We start from the raw sequence: 17,519 nt of genomic DNA on the forward strand, positions 1-17,519 counted from the left end.
GCCCCGTCGTTAGGGTGACCGCCATAGTCACCCTGACGGGTCATCTGCATGCTCAATTACTTGTGGTTTTTCCTCGCCGCGCTGTTCGAAATCGCCGGCTGTTTCGCATTCTGGATGTGGTTGCGCCAGGGCAAGAGCGCCTTGTGGGTGATCCCGGCGCTGCTCAGCCTGACCCTGTTTGCGCTGTTGTTGACGCGCGTTGAAGCGACCTACGCCGGTCGCGCCTACGCCGCTTACGGCGGCATCTACATCATTGCGTCGATTGGCTGGCTGGCAGTGGTCGAGCGCATCCGTCCGCTGGGTTCGGACTGGATCGGTGTCGCCTTGTGCGTGATCGGTGCCAGCGTGATTCTGTTCGGGCCACGGTTTTCGGCGACCTGAAGCACGGGTTTGAAGGAAACGTCTGAAGGCCGATGCGCCAGGGCGTGTAGGGTTTGACTGATTTGCCCGCAGCGCATTGTAGGGCGCTCGAAAGCCGCGCATCTTCAAGGCTCGAAAACCTTGAAGGACAACCCTCATGCTTGTACTCAGCCGTGTTGTCGGTGAACTGATTTCCATCGGCGACAACATCACTCTGCGCGTTCTGGCGGTCAACGGCTCCAGCGTGCGATTCGGCGTCGAGGCGCCAAAGCAGGTCAACGTGCACCGCGCCGAAGTCTACGAGCGGATCCAGCGCAAACAGGCCAACGGCAAGAGCCGTTGACCGTTTCAGTCGAACAGGTGCTTGGGCACGTCGTGCTTGAGCATCAACTGGCATTGCTCGCTTTCCGGATCGAAGACGATCAGCGCCTGGCCTTTGGTCAGGGCCTGGCGAACCCGCAACACGCGGGTTTCCAGCGGGGTGTCGTCACCGTTGTCGGTGCCGTCGCGGGTGACGAAGTCCTCGATCAGGCGGGTGAGGGTGTCGACTTCGAGCGCGTCGTAGGGGATCAGCATGGGCACCTCGGCTAAATCAATGTCGGGATGCTACGGCGAATGGCCGCCGAGGGCCAGACTCAACTGTCCGAGCGTTGCCCCACCAGGCTGTCCACCGAAGGCACCCGGGTGTCGCTTTCCATTTGTGTCTCGTGCTCGATCTGGTGACTGAAGCGATCCAGTGACGCGTTGGCCGGTTGCGCATCGCTGGCGAACACCGGCGGACTCAGGATGTAAGCCCCCAGCAGGCGACTCAGAGCAGCCAGACTGTCGATGTGCGTGCGCTCGTAACCGTGGGTTGCGTCGCAACCGAAGGCGAGCAGGGCGGTGCGAATGTCGTGGCCGGCGGTGACGGCCGAATGGGCGTCGCTGAAGTAATAGCGGAACAGGTCACGGCGCACAGGCAGCTCATGCTCTCCGGCCAGACGCAGCAAGTGCCGTGACAGGTGATAGTCGTACGGCCCGCCGGAATCCTGCATCGCCACGCTCACCGCGTGTTCGCTGGAATGCTGGCCGGGTGCGACGGGCGCGATGTCGATCCCGACAAATTCGCTGACATCCCACGGCAAAGCCGCCGCTGCGCCGCTGCCGGTTTCCTCGGTAATCGTGAACAGCGGATGGCAGTCGATCATCAACTCCTGACCGCTGTCGACGATGGCTTTCAGCGCTGCGAGCAGCGCCGCGACCCCGGCCTTGTCGTCCAGGTGTCGGGCGCTGATGTGGCCGCTTTCGGTGAACTCCGGCAACGGATCGAACGCCACCACATCGCCCACACTGATGCCTAGCGAATCGCAATCGGCGCGGGTCGCGCAGTAGGCGTCCAGGCGCAGTTCGACGTGATCCCAGCTGATCGGCATTTCGTCGACGGCGGTGTTGAAGGCGTGCCCGGACGCCATCAGCGGCAACACGCTGCCACGGATCACACCGTTGTCGGTAAACAGGCTGACGCGGCTGCCCTCAGCGAAACGGCTCGACCAGCAACCGACTGGCGCCAGGGTCAGGCGCCCGTTTTCCTTCACTGCGCGCACGGCGGCGCCGATGGTGTCCAAGTGCGCCGACACCGCGCGGTCCGGGCTGTTTTTCTTGCCCTTGAGGGTGGCGCGGATCGTGCCGCGACGGGTCATCTCGAAAGGAATGCCGAGCTCTTCCAGCCGCTCGGCGACGTAACGCACGATGGTATCGGTGAACCCGGTGGGGCTGGGAATGGCGAGCATCTCCAGCAGGACTTTTTGCAGGTAGTTCAGATCCGGTTCGGGAATGTGGGTGGTCATGGAGACTCCTGTTGCGGGGCGTCATCCCGCGTTCGACGCGGGAATGACGCTGAAGAGAGATCAAACGGCGGGCTGACTGTGCGGAAACAACAGATCGACAAACCGCTCGGCCGTCGGCTGCGGCTCATGGTTGGCCAGGCCCGCCCGTTCGTTGGCTTCGATGAACACGTACTCCGGCTGGTCGGCGGCGGGCACCATCAAGTCGAGCCCGACCATCGGAATGTCCAGCGCTCGCGCCGCACGCACGGCGGCATCGACCAGGGTCGGATGCAGAATCGCCGTGACGTCTTCCAGGGTGCCGCCGGTGTGCAGGTTCGCCGTACGCCGCACGAACAGATGTTCGCCGGCCGGCAGAATGCTGCTGTAGTCGTAACCCGCCGCGTGCAGGGTGCGTTGGGTTTCGTGATCCAGCGGGATTTTGCTTTCGCCGCCGGTGGCCGCTTGCCGGCGCCTGCTCTGGGCTTCGATCAGCGCGCCGATGGAGTGATGGCCGTCGCCGACCACCTCGGCCGGACGCCGGATCGCCGCCGCCACCACGTCGAAACCGATCACCAGAATCCGCAGATCGAGGCCTTCATGGAAGCTTTCGAGCAGCACCCGGCTGTCAAACTGCTTCGCGGTTTCGATGGCCTTCTGCACCTCTTCGATGCTTTGCAGATCCACCGCTACGCCCTGACCCTGTTCACCGTCGAGCGGCTTGACCACCACCCGCTGGTGCTCGTCGAGAAACGCCAGATTGTCGTCCGCATTCGCCGCCAGCTGCTGCGCCGGCAAGTTCAGACCGGCCGCCTTCAGCACCTTGTGCGTCAGGCTCTTGTCCTGGCACAGACTCATGCTGATGGCGCTGGTCAGGTCACTGAGGGATTCGCGGCAACGCACCCGGCGCCCGCCATGGCTGAGGGTGAACAGCCCGGCATCGGCATCGTCCACCTGCACATCGATACCGCGTCGATGGGCTTCCTCGACGATGATCCGCGCATAAGGATTGAACGCGGCCTCTGGCCCCGGTCCGAGAAACAGCGGCTGGTTGATACCGTTCTTGCGCTTGATGGCGAAGGTCGAGAGATTGCGAAAGCCGAGTTTGGCGTAGAGGTTTTTTGCATGTCGGTTATCGTGCAGCACCGACAGATCGAGATAGCTCAAGCCGCGGCTCATGAAGTGTTCGATCAGATGCCGCACCAGCACTTCGCCGACCCCGGGACGCGAACACTGAGGATCGACCGCCAGGCACCACAGGCTGCTGCCGTTTTCCGGGTCGTTGTAAGCCTTCTGGTGATTGAGGCCCATGACGCTGCCGATCACCGCGCCGCTGTCCTCGTCTTCGGCCAGCCAGTACACCGGCCCGCCCTGATGATGCGGAGTGAGCAGGGTGGCATCGATGGGCAGCATGCCGCGTGCCTGATACAACTGATTGATCGCCTGCCAGTCCTCGTCACTTTGCGCACGACGGATGCGGAAGCCGCGAAACACTCGTGTGGCCTGACGGTAATCGCTGAACCACAGGCGCAAGGTGTCGGATGGGTCGAGAAACAGCTGAGTCGGTTCCAGTCCGAGAATCTGCTGCGGCGCGGCCACGTACAGGGCGATATCGCGCTCGCCCGGCTGTTCGTTGAGCAACTCCTGGGCAAGGCTCGCCGGGTCGGGAAAGGTGTGGCCGATCAGCAACCGGCCCCAGCCGCAGTGCACGACAATCGGTTCGGCGCTCGGTTGGTTGCCATCTTCGGCCAGCCGCGCCTGCAAGCGTTCGTAGGACGGTGTCTGACCGCGCAGCAGCCGTTGGCTGTAAGCCGTGGCGTGAGGTTTCATCGATCAGATTCCTTGTTCGCTGAGCCACAGGTTCAGCGCCGCCAGTTGCCACAGCTTGGAGCCGCGCAACGGGGTCAACTGGCCTTGTGGATCGGTCAGCAATTTGTCGAGCATGGCAGGGTTGAACAGGCCGCGATCCTGGCTCGGATCCAGCAGCAGTTCGCGTACCCAGTTCAGGGTGTCGCCTTGCAGATGCTTGAGGCCGGGTACCGGGAAGTAGCCTTTCTTGCGGTCGATCACTTCGCTTGGGATAACCAGCCGCGCGGCTTCTTTCAAGACCTGTTTGCCGCCGTCGGGCAGTTTGAATTTGCCCGGAACGCGGGCCGACAATTCCACCAGGCGATAGTCGAGAAACGGCGTGCGCGCCTCCAGGCCCCAGGCCATGGTCATGTTGTCGACGCGTTTGACCGGGTCGTCCACCAGCATCACTGTGCTGTCCAGACGCAAGGCCTTGTCGACCGCCGCATCGGCGCCGGGCTGTGCGAAATGTTCCTTCACGAAGTCGCCGGCAGCGTCATTCGCGGTCAGCCATTTCGGTTGCACTGTGGCGGCGTAATCGTCGTAGCTGCGGTCGAAAAACGCCTCGCGATAGGCCGCATACGGATCGGCTGCGCCATCGACTTGCGGATACCAGTGATAGCCGGCGAACAACTCGTCGGCGCCCTGGCCGCTCTGCACCACCTTGCAATGCTTGGCCACTTCGCGGGACAGCAGATAGAAGGCGATGCAGTCGTGGCTGACCATCGGCTCGCTCATGGCGCGGAACGCCGCGGGCAGTTGCTCGATGATCTCTTTTTCGTCGATGCGCAGTTGATGGTGCTGAGTGCCGTAATGCTTGGCGATCAGATCCGAATACTGGAATTCGTCACCGCGCTCGCCGCCGGCATCCTGAAAACCGATGGAAAAGGTCGACAGGTTCTCCACGCCGACTTCGCGCAACAGACCGACGAGCATGCTTGAATCGACCCCGCCGGACAGCAGCACGCCAACATCCACCGCCGCCCGTTGACGGATTGCCACGGCTTCGCGGGTGCTGTCGAGTACACGGTCGCGCCAGTCTTCGAGCGTCAGATTTTTCTCGTCGTCGTGTGGGCCGTAAGGCAGCGTCCACCAGGTTTTCTGCTCGGAGGTGCCGTCCGCCTCAATCCGAATCCAGCTTGCCGGCGGCAGCTTTTCAATGCCGGCCAGCAAGGTGCGTGGCGCCGGCACCACGGCATGGAAGTTCAGGTAATGGTTGAGCGCCACCGGATCGAGAATCGGGTTGATGTCGCCACCCTTGAGCAGGGCGGGCAGGGCCGAGGCAAAGCGCAGGCGCTGGCCGGTGCGCGACAGGTACAACGGTTTCACACCGAGACGGTCGCGGGCGATGAACAGGCGCTGGGCATCGCGTTCCCAGATGGCGAAGGCAAACATGCCGTTGAGTTTCGGCAGCAGCGCTTCGCCCCAGGCGTGATAGCCCTTGAGCAACACTTCGGTATCGCCGCCGGAATAGAACGCATAACCGAGCGCTTCGAGTTCGGCGCGCAGTTCCGGAAAGTTGTAGATCGCGCCATTGAAGGCCAGGGACAGGCCCAGTTGGCTGTCGATCATCGGCTGTGCCGAGCCGTCCGACAGGTCCATGATTTTCAGGCGTCGATGGCCCAGGGCAATCGGCCCTTGGGCATGAAAACCCCACGCATCGGGGCCGCGAGGCGCCAGGTGATGGGTGATTCGCTCGATGGCTGCAAGGTCTGCAGGTTGTTGATCAAAACGTAACTCGCCAGCTAATCCGCACATGTACCGTAAATCCTTTGTATTTCGGCGTTCATGTAGCTACTGGTGATTCTCCCGTACCGGTTTTGTACCACTTTCCATTCGATCCAGCTTCTCAAGCTCCGCCCAATCACTCGGCGAGCTGATCCACTTGGCATAGGTGGAGAGCAGTACTTGAACGCTGTGTCCGAGTTGCGCAGCGATGAACGCTGGATTCATCCCCGACATCAAACACATCGTTGCGTACGTGTGGCGCGTGTCATACATCCTGCGATGCCGAATACCTAACTTTCGCAGCGCGCTCAGCCAGTAGCGTTTTGGGCCAGTCTCGGATCGGATATATAACTCTGATTTATCTCCCGATCCTTCCGGCGCGAACACATAATCCGAACGCGCCGCTGTGAGTGGCCTGGCTTTTTCGAGCGCCTTGATTGCGCGATCGTTCAATAAAACTTCGCGGGATCGCTTTGTCTTAGTTCGCTCTTGGATCTTTCCATTGATGCGAATGCGGCAAATTTTGGCAGTCTTCTTGCGCATGTCGATCTCTTCCCAGCGCAGCGCCATTGCCTCTTTCGGGCGCATCCCGGTGTAGAACGAGAACTCGAAGAAGATCGCGTAAATCTGTTGTAGGCCGCTCGTCAGTTCGTACAGCTTGGCGATGATCAGATCCGCCTCGTCACGCGCGAGCGGATCGATTTCGCGCTTCGTGACGCGAGTGGGCGGGATCGAACTGGCCGGGTTGCGGTGGATCAGCTCATCACACACGGCCTGGGTGAAGATGGTGGTCATCAGCCTGATTGCATCCTTTCGCCGGACGGGAGACGTCCACTGGATGTCGTTGACGACCTTGCGCAGGATCACAGGTGTGATCTTGTCCAGCGGCTTGGCCGCGAGGTAGGGCACCCAGTAGTTTTGCAGAGTGGATCGGTAATTTTTGCGCGTGCTTTCGACGATCTGGAGGCTGTCAAGCCAGTCTTGGGCGTAGTCGAAGAAGATCGGCATGGCCTGAACTTCGGCGCTGCGCGTGCCTGGGAACAGCTCGGCGTACTTCTGCGGGGTGAGCGCGCCGAGCTTGTCCAGTTGCTTTACCTGAGAACGAAGGCTTGCCGCTGCGGCGATTCCTTTCGCGGTCTGAGGGAAGGGGAGCGTTTCACAACACCGCTTCTTGTTCCAGGAGAAACGAATTCGGATTGATGGTCCGACAAACTCAACCCCTGTTGGCAAGTCCACAGACTTTCGATCCATTCGTCATATCTCCTCACGCTGTACATGATCCTGCCGTCGATCTTCGACCAAACGCCTTCCGGGATAATTTTCCGCTCTCTCTTGCGTGCCAGCGCCTTCGCCGTGGTGCCCACCAGCTCCGCCATCCGCTTTTCGGTCACTTTGTCGTGGCCGTCCTCTTCGGGCAATTTTTCAGCAGCCCCCATCAGTCACCTCCTACATGTCGCGACACGTTTTCTTTATTCGCGATTTGTGTCGAGTCTTCGTTCTGGTCCCAGTCCCATTTCAACTTTGGATCTGTAGGCGGAATGGTTTCGAGCGTGTGCAGGTTCAGCAGCGTGAAGTGGCCATCCATCCAGCCACCGGTGTCGATGTGATAAACGTTGCCGAGGATCGCCGTGCGCCGAACTGGCGTGTGTCCAACAACGACCGCTCGCACGTTCTTCACCCCGTCACGGTTTTCGCTGGTAATTCGCTGGCGCGACCATTGGCACATCTCCTCAACCTGCTGACGACCATGAAGTCTGCGCTCGAGTTGATTGCTCAGCGTGATCCAGTCAGGAAATGGGACGTCAGCATGCATAATGCCCACCAGCCCATCCGGCGTTTCTACCTCGATCACCAGCGGCAGGTCGGCCAGCAGTTCCGCATAGCAGTCCCGCTCAACGCTGGATCGCGCATACAGCCACGCGCCACCATTGATCAGGTGCATGTCCTTCATTCGGCCCTCTGGATCTGCCCGGTACGCGTCCACCACCATGTGTTCATGGTTCCCGCGCACGGCGTGAAACCAGGGTTTTGCCAGCCAGGTGTCGACCTCGGCAGACTCCGGCCCTCGATCCGCCAGATCCCCAACGCTGAACAGTCGGTCAACGGCAGGGTTGAAGCCCGCCGCGTCCAGCGCCTTTTGCAGTCGAGTGAAGTGCCCGTGCACGTCGCCGACGGCGAAGTCACGGCCGGCGGTATTGATTCCAAAACTCTGTAATCCGCTCATTGGCGACCTCCTGCAATTGCTGCCAACTCGGCAACCAGAGCGTCAGTGCGTCCGTAGAACTTGCCGGCGTCCTCATTCACGAAGCGCTCGATCACGCTGGCGACCGCCTTGGTGTTGGCCAGGCCACGCATATCTGCTTCGGTCAGCGATGCATCGCTCGACGGTTCGTGAACGAATGCATCAGCCTTGATCGGGATGGCGCGTACAGGTGTGACGAACTCGAGCAACGGCGTTATTTCACTCAATGGGGCCCCGACAACTACAAGCGTCTCATGGTCGCGCGTGGCCTTTTACAACGACGCTACCGCCCGCGCCTCGCGCATGATGGCCGTTGGCCGATGGTTCTGACTGGAGGACATCAATGATTATTAAGCTTTCGCCCATCCGCATGGAGGGCGCCATGACGTTATCCAAGGCCGGTGACGCCCTCACTATCGACGGGGAAACGTTCGACTTCACCGCGCTGCCCGAAGGGGCGGTACTGCCCGCCGAAACCGTCGGTTCTCCGCGTGTTGTAAAGCCGGTTGAGCGTGTCGGTGGGCAGTTGATTATCACGCTGGCACTGCCGATCGCAGTCGATGCCGGTGAAGCCGCGTGCTTTCCGGCTGATATTGCCAACCCGCCGGACGGCGAAGTGAGTCTGCCGCGATGAATATCGATTTCAGCAAGATGGTCACCGCCGAGCAGCGAAAGGCTGAGCAGTTCGAGGCTGATCTCGAAACGGCCCGCGCGCAGTGCCGCGCCGCCTATCAGGCCGAGTCAGATCCACTGCGACTGGAAATCGCCTATGACGCCCTGAGCCAAGGCCTTGAGCCCGACTTCTCGCCATGGGTCCAATCGGTGGCCGCCATTAAAGCGCGGTACCCGCTGCCCGAGGTCATTCCGGCCTGACGCACAAAAGAACACCCAGCCGCCCGTGAGGCGGTTTTTTTTCGCCTGGAGAAAGTGATGACTGTGACCGAACAAGACCGAGACATTCTCGCTCGGACGATCTGGGGTGAGGCGCGCGGCGAGACATCAGCCGGCAAGGTGGCCGTGGCCTGGACCATCCGCAATCGCATACTGGATGGGAAGCTCAAGTCTTGATGGGGGGAGGGCTATGCCGGGGTTTGCCAGAAACCGTACCAGTTCAGTTGCTGGAACAAGGGTGACCCGAACTACCCGTTCCTGAGTGGCGCCCGGGATATCCCGTTCCGCGAATTGGCGCAGTGCCGGATCGCTGCTGACCAGGTGATCGACGGCAAGGTGCCGGATCCTACCGGCGGTGCCACGCACTACTACGCGCTCAGCATGAAGACGGCGCCCGGCTGGGCGGCGAAAGCCAAGCAGACGCTGCAACTGGGCGGCCACGTCTTTTTCAAGGATGTGCCGTGATGGTGATGCCGTGGAAGTTGGTCGGCGCCGTGGCGCTGGTGCTCACCGCCTGGGCCAGTGCCTGGCAGGTTCAGGACTGGCGCTACGGGAAGCAGTTGGCCCAGCAGGATCGCCTGCACACAGAAACCCTCAACCAGTTGACCCAGGTCGCAGCCACCGCACAGCAAGCCGAACAGGACAAGCGAATGGCGCTCGAGCAGCGGCTGGCAGCCAGTGACAAAACCCACTCCGAGAAAATGACCAATGCTCAAAAAGACCAGGCTCTGCTGCGCGATCGCCTTGCCACTTCTGATCTGCGGCTGTCAGTCCTCATCGATGCGGGTTCAACCGGTGGCTGTTCAGTGCCTTCCGCCACCGGCGCCGGCGGCGTGGATCATGCAGCCGTACGAGCCGAACTTGACCCAGCGCATGCTCAACGAATTGTTGCCATCACCGACACGGGCGACCGGGGGCTGATCGCGCTGCAGGCGTGCCAAGCGTATGTTCGGGATGTGACACGGTGACGGCTTGTTGTGCTGAAAACTATTTAGGGATAAGGGCGATTAGTTGGTCATAAAATGTTTCTGGCGTGAGCTTGATGGTTACATCGAGGAAGTCATCCTTGGCTACCCATTCATTATTGATGTAATGAAAATACTGAACGCCGTCGAAAAGGCCATCAATTTTAATAGAGTATTGTTCGTCAAGGACGTTTGGCGAAATCGCCACTTTCTTACCCAGAACAGTTACGTCAAGGGAGGTAAGGCTCAGACCTCCCAAGCTAACCGATGGCCCCATCAACGCCTGAATTCCACTTACCTTTGGAACCCAGTTACGTATCTCTAGCATCTTATTGCCGATCAAACTTTTAAACTCAACAGCTTTCGCCTCCTTGTCCATCTCCGCGCTTCGCGTTTTTTCTTCAAAGCGCTGCAATGCCTGAATCAAGTCTTCCTTGCTCGACATGTTTTTTCCTCTGGTGGTTTTCTTGTGTGCGGGCGCAGGTAGTGCTCTGCGGCCATTTGTATTTTGGAGCTCCTTTCGGCTATCCGAAAAGCTGTCTAAAACTAGCTCACTCCATCCCGGTTTTACTAGGGGTAAACGCAAGCAAATGACAGTAGAGTTTTAGACAGAAAAATGCCGAAAGTCACGTAATACGTGGCCTATGCACTGCTCCAGCCCATACTGCTGCATTATTTAGTATAGGGAGACGCCGGCGGGCAGTGACTGAACTTTGCTGCAGATAGCCTATTGGTCAGTCGGTGGGGAGCTCTGCTTTTTCCTGCGTCGATCCGTTTTGATCCTAGATCTTCCCAAGAGCTCGTCCACCAGCTTATAGAAATCTTCTGAGGTCGAAGGCTCATGGTTGGATAGGCCGGATCTCTGGCCCAACCTCGCGGTGCCGCGGTTTTTCTGCTTTGATTGCGGTGCGTCGATCAGAAGAAGTGGGGGCTCTTCTCTATGAAGTTTTCTTATCGCGTTTTCCTCGATGCAAGCATCCGCCCATTTGTCTAGCTCAATCCGGTCAAAGCCTACGCCTTGCTGGCCGATCGGGAATTCGCGTACGTAGGGCCTCACGCTCTTGTTGAACACGTCGCGGCACATACCGAGATAACCTGGTGCCTGCTTTGCTCTGATTATTCGCGGCTGAAGGGCGGGCTTGTTCATGAAGTCGCACCTACCTTGGTGGGGGAGGCCCGGCCTCCATTGAACTCTGCAGCGAGCGCCCGGTGATTAACCTAGGGAATGGAGGCCGCACCAGCTTTAAATCGTAGCATCCCATACAGAATGTGAACGGCTACCCGCCGAATGGATGGCGCGCTCAACGAATTGTCGCCATCACCGGTGAAGGCGACCGGGGGGTGATTGCATTGCAGGCGTGTCAGGCTTACGTGCATGAAATTCAGAAGGAATAAAACCGGAAGGAAATTCGCTTTGAGAACGTTGGCGGTTCTGACCTACATTCGCGGGAGAAAAAATTAGCATGCCTCCGTGGCTCGGCTGGGAAAGCACCGTAATGAAAAAGCCCGGCAGGAGCCGGGCTATTTCACAAGGGCATAGAACTGTCTTTTGCTGACACCTGCCTGAAGACACATGTATTTAATCAAGTCGCCGTGGAATGGCTGTTTTGGCTTGTCGACGGTAACTTTGCGAAAGGGATCACCTTCTCGTACCCATTGCTCATGACTGCCTTCTTGATTTCGGAAGGAGAACCCTAGCTCCTTCAACACCGCTGTCACCTCTCTGTAAGTGAGCGGTCTGTGCCTCCCTGCAAACATTTTCGATCCTTAGCAACCAACGTACTGGAGGGCTGGTTCTTCAAAGAATCTGACTCGCTTGCTTCGACCATGGCGAATCGACGACCAGAACGCTTGGGCGCGATACTGAAGGCGCATCAGCAGCGGTGCTTGGCGGCCGAGAAGTTGAGCAGCGTGCTCGCGATCTACGGTCAACGCCTCAACAATGTACGACTTGATTTGTGCTTCCAATTTTCCCTTGGCTTCGTCGAAGTCGACTCCCTGTGCCGCGAGGGTGAACTGTGGGCACGCGGCAATCCACAAACCGCCTTTCTTCTGCGCGTAGCACAGGAGAACGAATGGGTTGCTAGACATGGCGCAATTCCTCTGAGTAATACTGACAAAGCATCCACGTTCCTGTGGATAACTCCGGATGGCGATTATGGACAAGCGTATTGGCTTGTCAATTAACAAATTGTGTCAACGCTCGTAAACACAATTCGTTCCACATTCCATCCGACCGGTGGGAGATCGGTAAGGTTCTCCCATATTTTTGGATCCATTTCACGGTAGCTACAACCGCTTGCTGGGAGTCTAGCCCCAACCTCTACGGTTTATATTTTCTTTTTCGTATCGGCACGATTCAATTAATAAATAGGTGTTTCAACGGATTTTTTCAATAGCACTTCTACTGCCCTGGGCTCCGTGAACTCGCTCTGATCTCGTACCACTTTTTGTACCAATTCAGCGTTTTTGAGGGGGATTTAGGGGGGTGAATGCCCCCTGAAGCCCTTTAAAAGCCCCAGACCAAAAACGCCAGCTAATCCGCACATAAAGTCCTTACCGGTTTTTCCGTTGGGGAGGGTATTGCCGTACCACGCCGAAATGGCCGGTACTGAGGAACTGACCCGGTCAGGATGTGGGAGTTTTAGAACGATAAGTTATATGGAGGGTTGTCAGACTGTCGGAGGCCATAGCGCAAAGCGTGTGGGCCAGTGCGGTAAATAGTTATGCAAAACATGGTAATTGCTGCTTGTTCCATGGGCGGATTGCGCAATTATTTCTGTTTTTAAATGGGCCAGAGGATCGATAGGGTGAGGGTTTGAAACTGCAATAAAGGACTATTGCCCATGTCGAGTACCCTGACAGTCGATCCGCCATCCCCGCTGACGCAAAAGCAGATACTGCGCTATTTGCTGGAAGCCACCGGTGATCTCGAAATTGCCCAGGCGTTGCAGAAAAACCTGCCGCCCGGGTTGTTGAAAACTACATCCGCCACACTGCAGGCGCTGGATCAGACCGCCCGCGCACTGCACGTCACTCAGGCAAAGGTCGAAACCGATCTGCGCCAGCTAACCCCGTTGAACGACTTTTGTTTCGTCATGCTGAACAACGCTGTAGCAGATCGATGGGCGGAAGACATCGATGTCGAAAAAGACTATCTGGAGCTGCCGGGGGCCGCGTGTGGCTGCGAGCCCACCGTTCCGCCGGGGGGCGGGCCGCCGGTCATCGAGCCTGCCAGGCTGACGTTACTGGAAGCCGCCATGCAGAACTTCACGGAAAGTGAGGCACTGGAGGAGGGGCTCCCCGAGGGCAGCGTGATCCGGGTCACCAACAGGCCCGAAGGCATTCCTGGCCTGACCCCGACGGCGTTTGCCGCGTTCTGTCGTGAGCTGGATCTCGGGGGCAAGTACCAGCGGCATTTTCGGCAGGTGTTCGGTTTGAAAGAGGAGGACAGCAAGGCTGTGGCGGGCAGCCCGATGATCCGGGACATCTTCATGTTGAAGAAACAGTTGCTGCAACTGGATCTGCATCTGGCACGGGTCAAGGAACACATCACGCCGGATGGCTTTCAGACCGTCCAGCACTTGATCGATGCGGGAGGTCTCGTCGATTCGGACAGCCTGCGTTATCGGGGCCGCTCGTTGATCATGCAGGGCATCGAGATCCACGACTGCTGCATCTGGGGTGTCGTGGTGTTTTCCGAGCGCTCGGTTGAACTCAATCCGGACGAATGGTGCCTGGTTTACATGCCTGGCGAGCCGGAACAGCCGATTTACGAATATATGAGTTTCACTGCGTTCGTGGAGTATCTGAGTTTCAAACTGGGGATCGAAAGCTATAGGGCGTATTTCACCCATTGCCTTGGTGAGTCCGACAAGGTCGACTTCTTCAATGCATTCAACCGCACCCGCAGTCTGGGACACATCAAACAGCTGGCCATGACGGGATCGCTTTTCGACTACATGCTAAAGAGCCATGTCGCCAAGCTGGAGTTCGATGCCCGCGTGCTCGCGGTGCCGACTGCCGACGTGGACGAGGAAGAACGCGAGAAACGCCAGCTCCAGTACCTGGAAATCGGCATGACGGTCGCGAACCTGGCCGGTTTTGTCGTTCCGGTGCTCGGACAATTGATGATGGGTGTTGCCGTTGGCCAATTGCTGGCGGAGGTCTACGAAGGGATCGAGGACTGGACCCGTGGCGACCGGCAAGAGGCGCTGACCCACATGCTCAGTGTCGCCGAGAACATTGTATTCATGGCCACGATCGGTGTCGGGATGAAAGGCCTGAAATCGCTGGCGATCAAGACGGTACGCAAACACCCGGATTTTTTTCAGCCATTCACTTCCATTCTCGCCCCAAGCGGTGCGACCCGATTGTGGAGAACCGATCTCAATGCCTACGAACAACCCCTGCCGGTAGGAGTCGTCATTGAACCCGATGCGGCGGGATTATATCGGATCGATGACCAGGTCTTTGTCCGTATGGACGATCGGACGTTCGCGGTGGAACGTAATCCGGCTTCCGGAAGATGGCATATTCAGCATCCCGTGCGATCGAATGCCTACGCACCGGAACTTGAACATAACAACCACGGCGGCTGGCGTCGTCCATCGGAGTCTACCGAAGAGTGGACCAGTGCCTACACGCTCAAACGTATCGATCCGACGCTGGCGACCTTCGAGGACAGTCGGCTGGACATGATGCGTCGGCTGAGCGATGTCGGATTCGATGAGTTGCAACGCCTGAGTGACGATAACCGGCTGCTGCCCGCCCATTTGAATGACACAATCGAACGGTTCCGCCTGGAGCGCAGACTGCGCGATTTCATCGCCGCGATGGAGCGGGGCGAAGCGACCGATCCCCGTCACGTCCAGGAACAATTGCATGCGTTGCCCCGGCTGGCGAACTGGCCGGACGATCGCTATATCAAGGTCGTTGACGACAAGGGTCGTATCACGGCGACCTATCCTGCCAACGCAGTTGACGATGACACCGTGAGTCTCATTGTCCGCCAGCACCAACTGGACAAGGGTGAGCTGCTTAAGACCGTTCTGGACGCAATGTCCCCCGAGGAAAAGGACGCATTGCTTGGAGGCACTGCTGCACCTGGAGAGGCAGGTGTGCAGCTGGCAAAAATCCTGGGAGCAGAGGTCAAGGCTGATCGCCGGTCGGTATTTGAACACCTCTACCAACGCTACGATGAGCGTGCGGCCAGCGATGTAATCAAGGTGCGCAGCGCTTATCCCGATGTACCCGCACGCCGTGCACGTGAGCTGGTCAGGCATTCGTCCAGTGTGGAGCGCACGCATCTGCGCACGACCGGGCGCGTACCGATGGGGTTGGCAGAAAGGCTTCGCCAGGTTTCAGGCCATGTGCGAGTGGAGCGGGCGCTGACCGGTTTTTACCTGGCCGATATCGCCAATACAGACACCGAGAAACTGGCAATCCGATTGCTGCCACATCTCAGTGGCTGGGACCCTCACATGCCCCTGCAATTGCGGGCTCTGACGCTCAAGGGTGAGCTGCTGGAGTCCATTGGCCCGCATCCGTTCACGTCCCCGGATGCTCGTACGCTGGTCAAGCTCGAAAACGGCTACGAAGTATTCGACGGTGACTCGAAGTCGCTTGGCCGGGTCGCGGGAGGGGCCAACAGCCTCTACCGAGCCGTCCTCAAAGGGCTTTCAACCGGTCAGCGCAAAGCCCTGGGCTTTGCCGAGCCGGCTCAGAACGATGGCTGGCGCTTGCGAAACAGATTGTTGAATACCGCCCTGGATGAACGTGAGGGTTGTGCCCGGCTGCTGGAGGGGCAACCTTTCGAAACGCTGGCCCGTGAGCCTGCCTGCACCGTCGCTGATTCCCCGAATGAGCCGCTGACTCACCCCCGACGCTTGCTGCGCAAAGTTAAAAAGCTCTACCCCCTGTTTACCGACCAGCAGGCCAGTGAGTTTCTTGATCAATTGGGCGGCGATCATTTGATCCGGGCGACTCGTGTAAGGCAGCTGCAAAACGATCTGAACCGACTCTGTGACGTGCTGGATGCCTGGGTTGAGGATGAACCGGCCATGAGAGCGCTGGGCGGCGAACTGAGCGAGATCTACGAATGCCGACAAATCGTGGCGTTCGAAATCGAGGACTGTTTTCGGCGTCTGGTTTTCCTGCCTGATGAGTTCCAGCGTCCGGTCTACGGCCTGAAACTCGATGGCATGCGGTTCGGCAGGTTTCCGACCTTGCCGACCGGGCTGGCGTTTGACCATGTCAGGCACTTGTCGCTGCAAGATATGCTGCTGGACAACGATAGTGCCTACTTCCTCAAGGCTTTCAAGCAAGTCGAGTCGCTCGAGTTGGGCCACAATCAACTGAGCCTGTTGCCGGAAGTCATCTCGCACATGCCGAACCTCAAGCAACTGAGCCTGGAACACAATCACATCCAGTTGACGGAGCATGATCTGATAAAACTGGGGAAGCTTCGAACATTGCAAAACCTGAACCTGAGCGCAAACCCTTTGGGGGCGACGGTGAATGTCAGCAAGCTGTTCGATCTGACCTACCTGTCCTTGCGCAATACCCGGGCCACGGAGTTGCCGAAGGGGCTGCAGTTCTTGCCGAATCTGGATCGGGTGGATCTGCGTGACAATGACATTCGCGAATTGCCCGCATGGCTTTTTGAAACCCCCACGCGTTTCAGTGAAGCGATCAACCTGCGCAACAACCCGATTTCCGAGGTCAGCAGAGTTCACCTTGATAACTATCGCAGGACTGTCGGTGTCGGCATGGGTTATCTGGATAACGACAGCGCGCGGCTGGACGAAAACCGGGCACGCTCGATCTGGCTGACAGAAACAGGTGGGACAGTGGGCTCCCGGCGTCTGCAGACCTGGACCGCGATCAAGGACGATCCGATGGCCGAGGGCCTGTTTCAACTGTTGGCGGAGCTGGGTAACTCAGCCGACTCCGCCCATGTGCGAGAAGACTTGTCACGTCGGGTCTGGACGGTGCTGGAAGCGACGCAGGACGATGCCGAATTGCGACGGCAGATTTTCGATCTGGCAGCCAATCCGATCAACTGCACCGACAATGCGGCGTTGAACTTCAGTCATCTGGAAGTCGCGGTGCAAGTCCATCATGTGAACCGCATTACCGCAGGTCGCCCCCCGTCTGCGACGTCGCTATTGAAGTTGGCAAGGGGGTTGTTCCGTCTTGAACAACTGGACCGCATCGCAGCGGAGCATGCTGTTGAACACGCGGCCCCCGACCCTCTGGAAGTGGCCCTGGCTTATCGCTCAGGGCTGGCACGGGCACTGGAACTGCCGGGGCAGCCCTCGCACATGCGCTATGCGTCACTGGCCAATGTGTCGGGGGCCGATCTGGTCGAGGCCATCGATCAAGTCCAGACCGCTGAGCTGTCCTCCGAATGGCTGAAGTTTCTGGTGCGCCTGCCATTCTGGAGCCAATACGTGAAAAGCAGTTTTGCACAGCAGTTTGACCAAGCCCGCGCACCTCACCACGAGCAAGCCCAGGCGTTGTTCGAAAGGGCCGGGGAACTCACTTCGGCCGATTACTTGAGCGAAATGAATCTGTGCGCTACCCGGCTGGAGCAAACCGAGAGCGCCTTGCTCGAGCGGTTGACCGAGCAAGTGTTGCGATTGGTCGATGGAGGCTCCTGTGTGTTACCGGACGGTTGAT

17 protein-coding genes and 2 pseudogenes are annotated in these 17,519 nt (G+C 58.7%); 8 read left to right on the forward strand and 11 right to left on the reverse strand.

Features of this window, described 5'->3' with window-relative positions; all coding sequences use genetic code 11:
* Window positions 1-48 precede the first annotated feature (48 nt).
* Together JJN09_RS17430 and csrA are read left to right on the forward strand one after the other, a co-directional pair.
* On the forward strand, window positions 49-381 hold the full coding sequence (locus JJN09_RS17430; RefSeq protein ID WP_085710895.1) for a YnfA family protein: 333 nt from the start codon (window positions 49-51) through the stop codon (window positions 379-381).
* A gap of 136 nt (window positions 382-517) precedes the next feature.
* Entirely contained in the window at window positions 518-703 is a 186-nt protein-coding gene (csrA, locus tag JJN09_RS17435; protein ID WP_249482819.1) for a carbon storage regulator CsrA, read from the forward strand.
* A 5-nt stretch (window positions 704-708) separates the two neighbouring features.
* On the opposite strand, the gene JJN09_RS17440 is transcribed toward csrA, so the two are convergent.
* From JJN09_RS17440 to JJN09_RS17470, 7 genes are all read right to left on the reverse strand, one after another.
* Entirely contained in the window at window positions 709-936 is a 228-nt protein-coding gene (locus JJN09_RS17440) for a YheU family protein (protein WP_003192759.1), read from the reverse strand.
* A 59-nt stretch (window positions 937-995) separates the two neighbouring features.
* A complete protein-coding gene (locus JJN09_RS17445) occupies window positions 996-2,186 on the reverse strand; it encodes an osmoprotectant NAGGN system M42 family peptidase (protein WP_249482820.1) in 1,191 nt (396 codons plus the stop codon).
* 60 nt (window positions 2,187-2,246) lie between these two features.
* A complete protein-coding gene (gene ngg, locus JJN09_RS17450) occupies window positions 2,247-3,992 on the reverse strand; it encodes an N-acetylglutaminylglutamine synthetase (protein WP_249482821.1) in 1,746 nt (581 codons plus the stop codon).
* A 3-nt stretch (window positions 3,993-3,995) separates the two neighbouring features.
* Complete coding sequence (locus JJN09_RS17455) at window positions 3,996-5,768, reverse strand: N-acetylglutaminylglutamine amidotransferase (RefSeq protein WP_249482822.1); 1,773 nt, start codon at window positions 5,766-5,768, stop codon at window positions 3,996-3,998.
* Window positions 5,769-5,804: 36 nt separating this feature from the next.
* Entirely contained in the window at window positions 5,805-6,989 is a 1,185-nt protein-coding gene (locus tag JJN09_RS17460; RefSeq protein ID WP_249482823.1) for a site-specific integrase, read from the reverse strand.
* A 184-nt stretch (window positions 6,990-7,173) separates the two neighbouring features.
* Window positions 7,174-7,962, reverse strand: coding sequence for a metallophosphoesterase (locus JJN09_RS17465; protein WP_249482824.1), 789 nt, complete (start codon window positions 7,960-7,962; stop codon window positions 7,174-7,176).
* Window positions 7,959-8,207, reverse strand: coding sequence for a hypothetical protein (locus tag JJN09_RS17470; protein WP_249482825.1), 249 nt, complete (start codon window positions 8,205-8,207; stop codon window positions 7,959-7,961). The genes JJN09_RS17465 and JJN09_RS17470 overlap by 4 nt, the downstream gene beginning before the upstream one ends.
* Before the next feature lie 116 nt (window positions 8,208-8,323).
* Between JJN09_RS17470 and JJN09_RS17475 the strand changes: the two genes are divergently transcribed.
* From JJN09_RS17475 to JJN09_RS17490, 4 genes and pseudogenes are all read left to right on the forward strand, one after another.
* Window positions 8,324-8,614, forward strand: coding sequence for a hypothetical protein (locus JJN09_RS17475; RefSeq protein WP_249482826.1), 291 nt, complete (start codon window positions 8,324-8,326; stop codon window positions 8,612-8,614).
* Window positions 8,611-8,853: a host-nuclease inhibitor Gam family protein gene (locus JJN09_RS17480; RefSeq protein WP_249482827.1), complete on the forward strand. Its 243-nt coding sequence runs from the start codon at window positions 8,611-8,613 to the stop codon at window positions 8,851-8,853. The genes JJN09_RS17475 and JJN09_RS17480 overlap by 4 nt, the downstream gene beginning before the upstream one ends.
* Before the next feature lie 57 nt (window positions 8,854-8,910).
* A pseudogene (locus JJN09_RS17485) lies at window positions 8,911-9,336 on the forward strand (cell wall hydrolase).
* Window positions 9,336-9,839 (forward strand): lysis system i-spanin subunit Rz, encoded by a 504-nt coding sequence (locus tag JJN09_RS17490; protein WP_249482828.1) that lies wholly within the window; start codon window positions 9,336-9,338, stop codon window positions 9,837-9,839. The pseudogene JJN09_RS17485 and the gene JJN09_RS17490 overlap by 1 nt, the downstream one beginning before the upstream one ends.
* Window positions 9,840-9,858: 19 nt before the next feature.
* Here JJN09_RS17490 and JJN09_RS17495 read toward each other — a convergent pair whose 3' ends face one another.
* Window positions 9,859-10,281, reverse strand: a complete 423-nt coding sequence (locus tag JJN09_RS17495) for a hypothetical protein (RefSeq protein ID WP_249482829.1) — start codon at window positions 10,279-10,281, stop codon at window positions 9,859-9,861.
* Window positions 10,282-10,563: 282 nt separating this feature from the next.
* Window positions 10,564-10,983 (reverse strand): hypothetical protein, encoded by a 420-nt coding sequence (locus JJN09_RS17500; protein WP_249482830.1) that lies wholly within the window; start codon window positions 10,981-10,983, stop codon window positions 10,564-10,566.
* A 152-nt stretch (window positions 10,984-11,135) separates the two neighbouring features.
* Between JJN09_RS17500 and JJN09_RS17505 the strand changes: the two are divergent.
* Window positions 11,136-11,231: pseudogene (locus JJN09_RS17505) on the forward strand (lysis protein); the annotation flags it as partial.
* Between the two features lie 126 nt (window positions 11,232-11,357).
* On the opposite strand, the gene JJN09_RS29725 reads toward JJN09_RS17505, so the two are convergent.
* Window positions 11,358-11,594, reverse strand: a complete 237-nt coding sequence (locus JJN09_RS29725) for a type II toxin-antitoxin system HicA family toxin (protein WP_368388961.1) — start codon at window positions 11,592-11,594, stop codon at window positions 11,358-11,360.
* Window positions 11,595-11,603: 9 nt separating this feature from the next.
* A complete protein-coding gene (locus JJN09_RS17510; RefSeq protein ID WP_201815750.1) occupies window positions 11,604-11,927 on the reverse strand; it encodes a hypothetical protein in 324 nt (107 codons plus the stop codon).
* 755 nt (window positions 11,928-12,682) lie between these two features.
* On the opposite strand from JJN09_RS17510, the gene JJN09_RS17515 reads away from it, so the two are divergent.
* Window positions 12,683-17,518 (forward strand): NEL-type E3 ubiquitin ligase domain-containing protein, encoded by a 4,836-nt coding sequence (locus JJN09_RS17515; RefSeq protein ID WP_249482831.1) that lies wholly within the window; start codon window positions 12,683-12,685, stop codon window positions 17,516-17,518.
* The last annotated feature ends 1 nt before the right edge of the window (window position 17,519 follow it).

Origin of the sequence: Pseudomonas sp. HS6 (genome assembly GCF_023375815.1) — a bacterium.
Classification (GTDB): domain Bacteria; phylum Pseudomonadota; class Gammaproteobacteria; order Pseudomonadales; family Pseudomonadaceae; genus Aquipseudomonas.

Bases quoted from the DNA above. Each gene is read 5' to 3' on its own strand.
- JJN09_RS17465 (WP_249482824.1), bottom strand. From the start codon at position 7,962: ATGAGCGGATTACAGAGTTTTGGAATCAATACCGCCGGCCGTGACTTC.
- JJN09_RS17445 (WP_249482820.1), bottom strand. From the start codon at position 2,186: ATGACCACCCACATTCCCGAACCGGATCTGAACTACCTGCAAAAAGTC.
- JJN09_RS29725 (WP_368388961.1), bottom strand. From the start codon at position 11,594: ATGTTTGCAGGGAGGCACAGACCGCTCACTTACAGAGAGGTGACAGCG.
- ngg (WP_249482821.1), bottom strand. From the start codon at position 3,992: ATGAAACCTCACGCCACGGCTTACAGCCAACGGCTGCTGCGCGGTCAG.
- JJN09_RS17480 (WP_249482827.1), top strand. From the start codon at position 8,611: ATGAATATCGATTTCAGCAAGATGGTCACCGCCGAGCAGCGAAAGGCT.
- JJN09_RS17440 (WP_003192759.1), bottom strand. From the start codon at position 936: ATGCTGATCCCCTACGACGCGCTCGAAGTCGACACCCTCACCCGCCTG.
- JJN09_RS17455 (WP_249482822.1), bottom strand. From the start codon at position 5,768: ATGTGCGGATTAGCTGGCGAGTTACGTTTTGATCAACAACCTGCAGAC.
- JJN09_RS17475 (WP_249482826.1), top strand. From the start codon at position 8,324: ATGATTATTAAGCTTTCGCCCATCCGCATGGAGGGCGCCATGACGTTA.
- JJN09_RS17495 (WP_249482829.1), bottom strand. From the start codon at position 10,281: ATGTCGAGCAAGGAAGACTTGATTCAGGCATTGCAGCGCTTTGAAGAA.
- JJN09_RS17500 (WP_249482830.1), bottom strand. From the start codon at position 10,983: ATGAACAAGCCCGCCCTTCAGCCGCGAATAATCAGAGCAAAGCAGGCA.
- JJN09_RS17490 (WP_249482828.1), top strand. From the start codon at position 9,336: ATGGTGATGCCGTGGAAGTTGGTCGGCGCCGTGGCGCTGGTGCTCACC.
- JJN09_RS17460 (WP_249482823.1), bottom strand. From the start codon at position 6,989: ATGGATCGAAAGTCTGTGGACTTGCCAACAGGGGTTGAGTTTGTCGGA.
- csrA (WP_249482819.1), top strand. From the start codon at position 518: ATGCTTGTACTCAGCCGTGTTGTCGGTGAACTGATTTCCATCGGCGAC.
- JJN09_RS17430 (WP_085710895.1), top strand. From the start codon at position 49: ATGCTCAATTACTTGTGGTTTTTCCTCGCCGCGCTGTTCGAAATCGCC.
- JJN09_RS17510 (WP_201815750.1), bottom strand. From the start codon at position 11,927: ATGTCTAGCAACCCATTCGTTCTCCTGTGCTACGCGCAGAAGAAAGGC.
- JJN09_RS17515 (WP_249482831.1), top strand. From the start codon at position 12,683: ATGTCGAGTACCCTGACAGTCGATCCGCCATCCCCGCTGACGCAAAAG.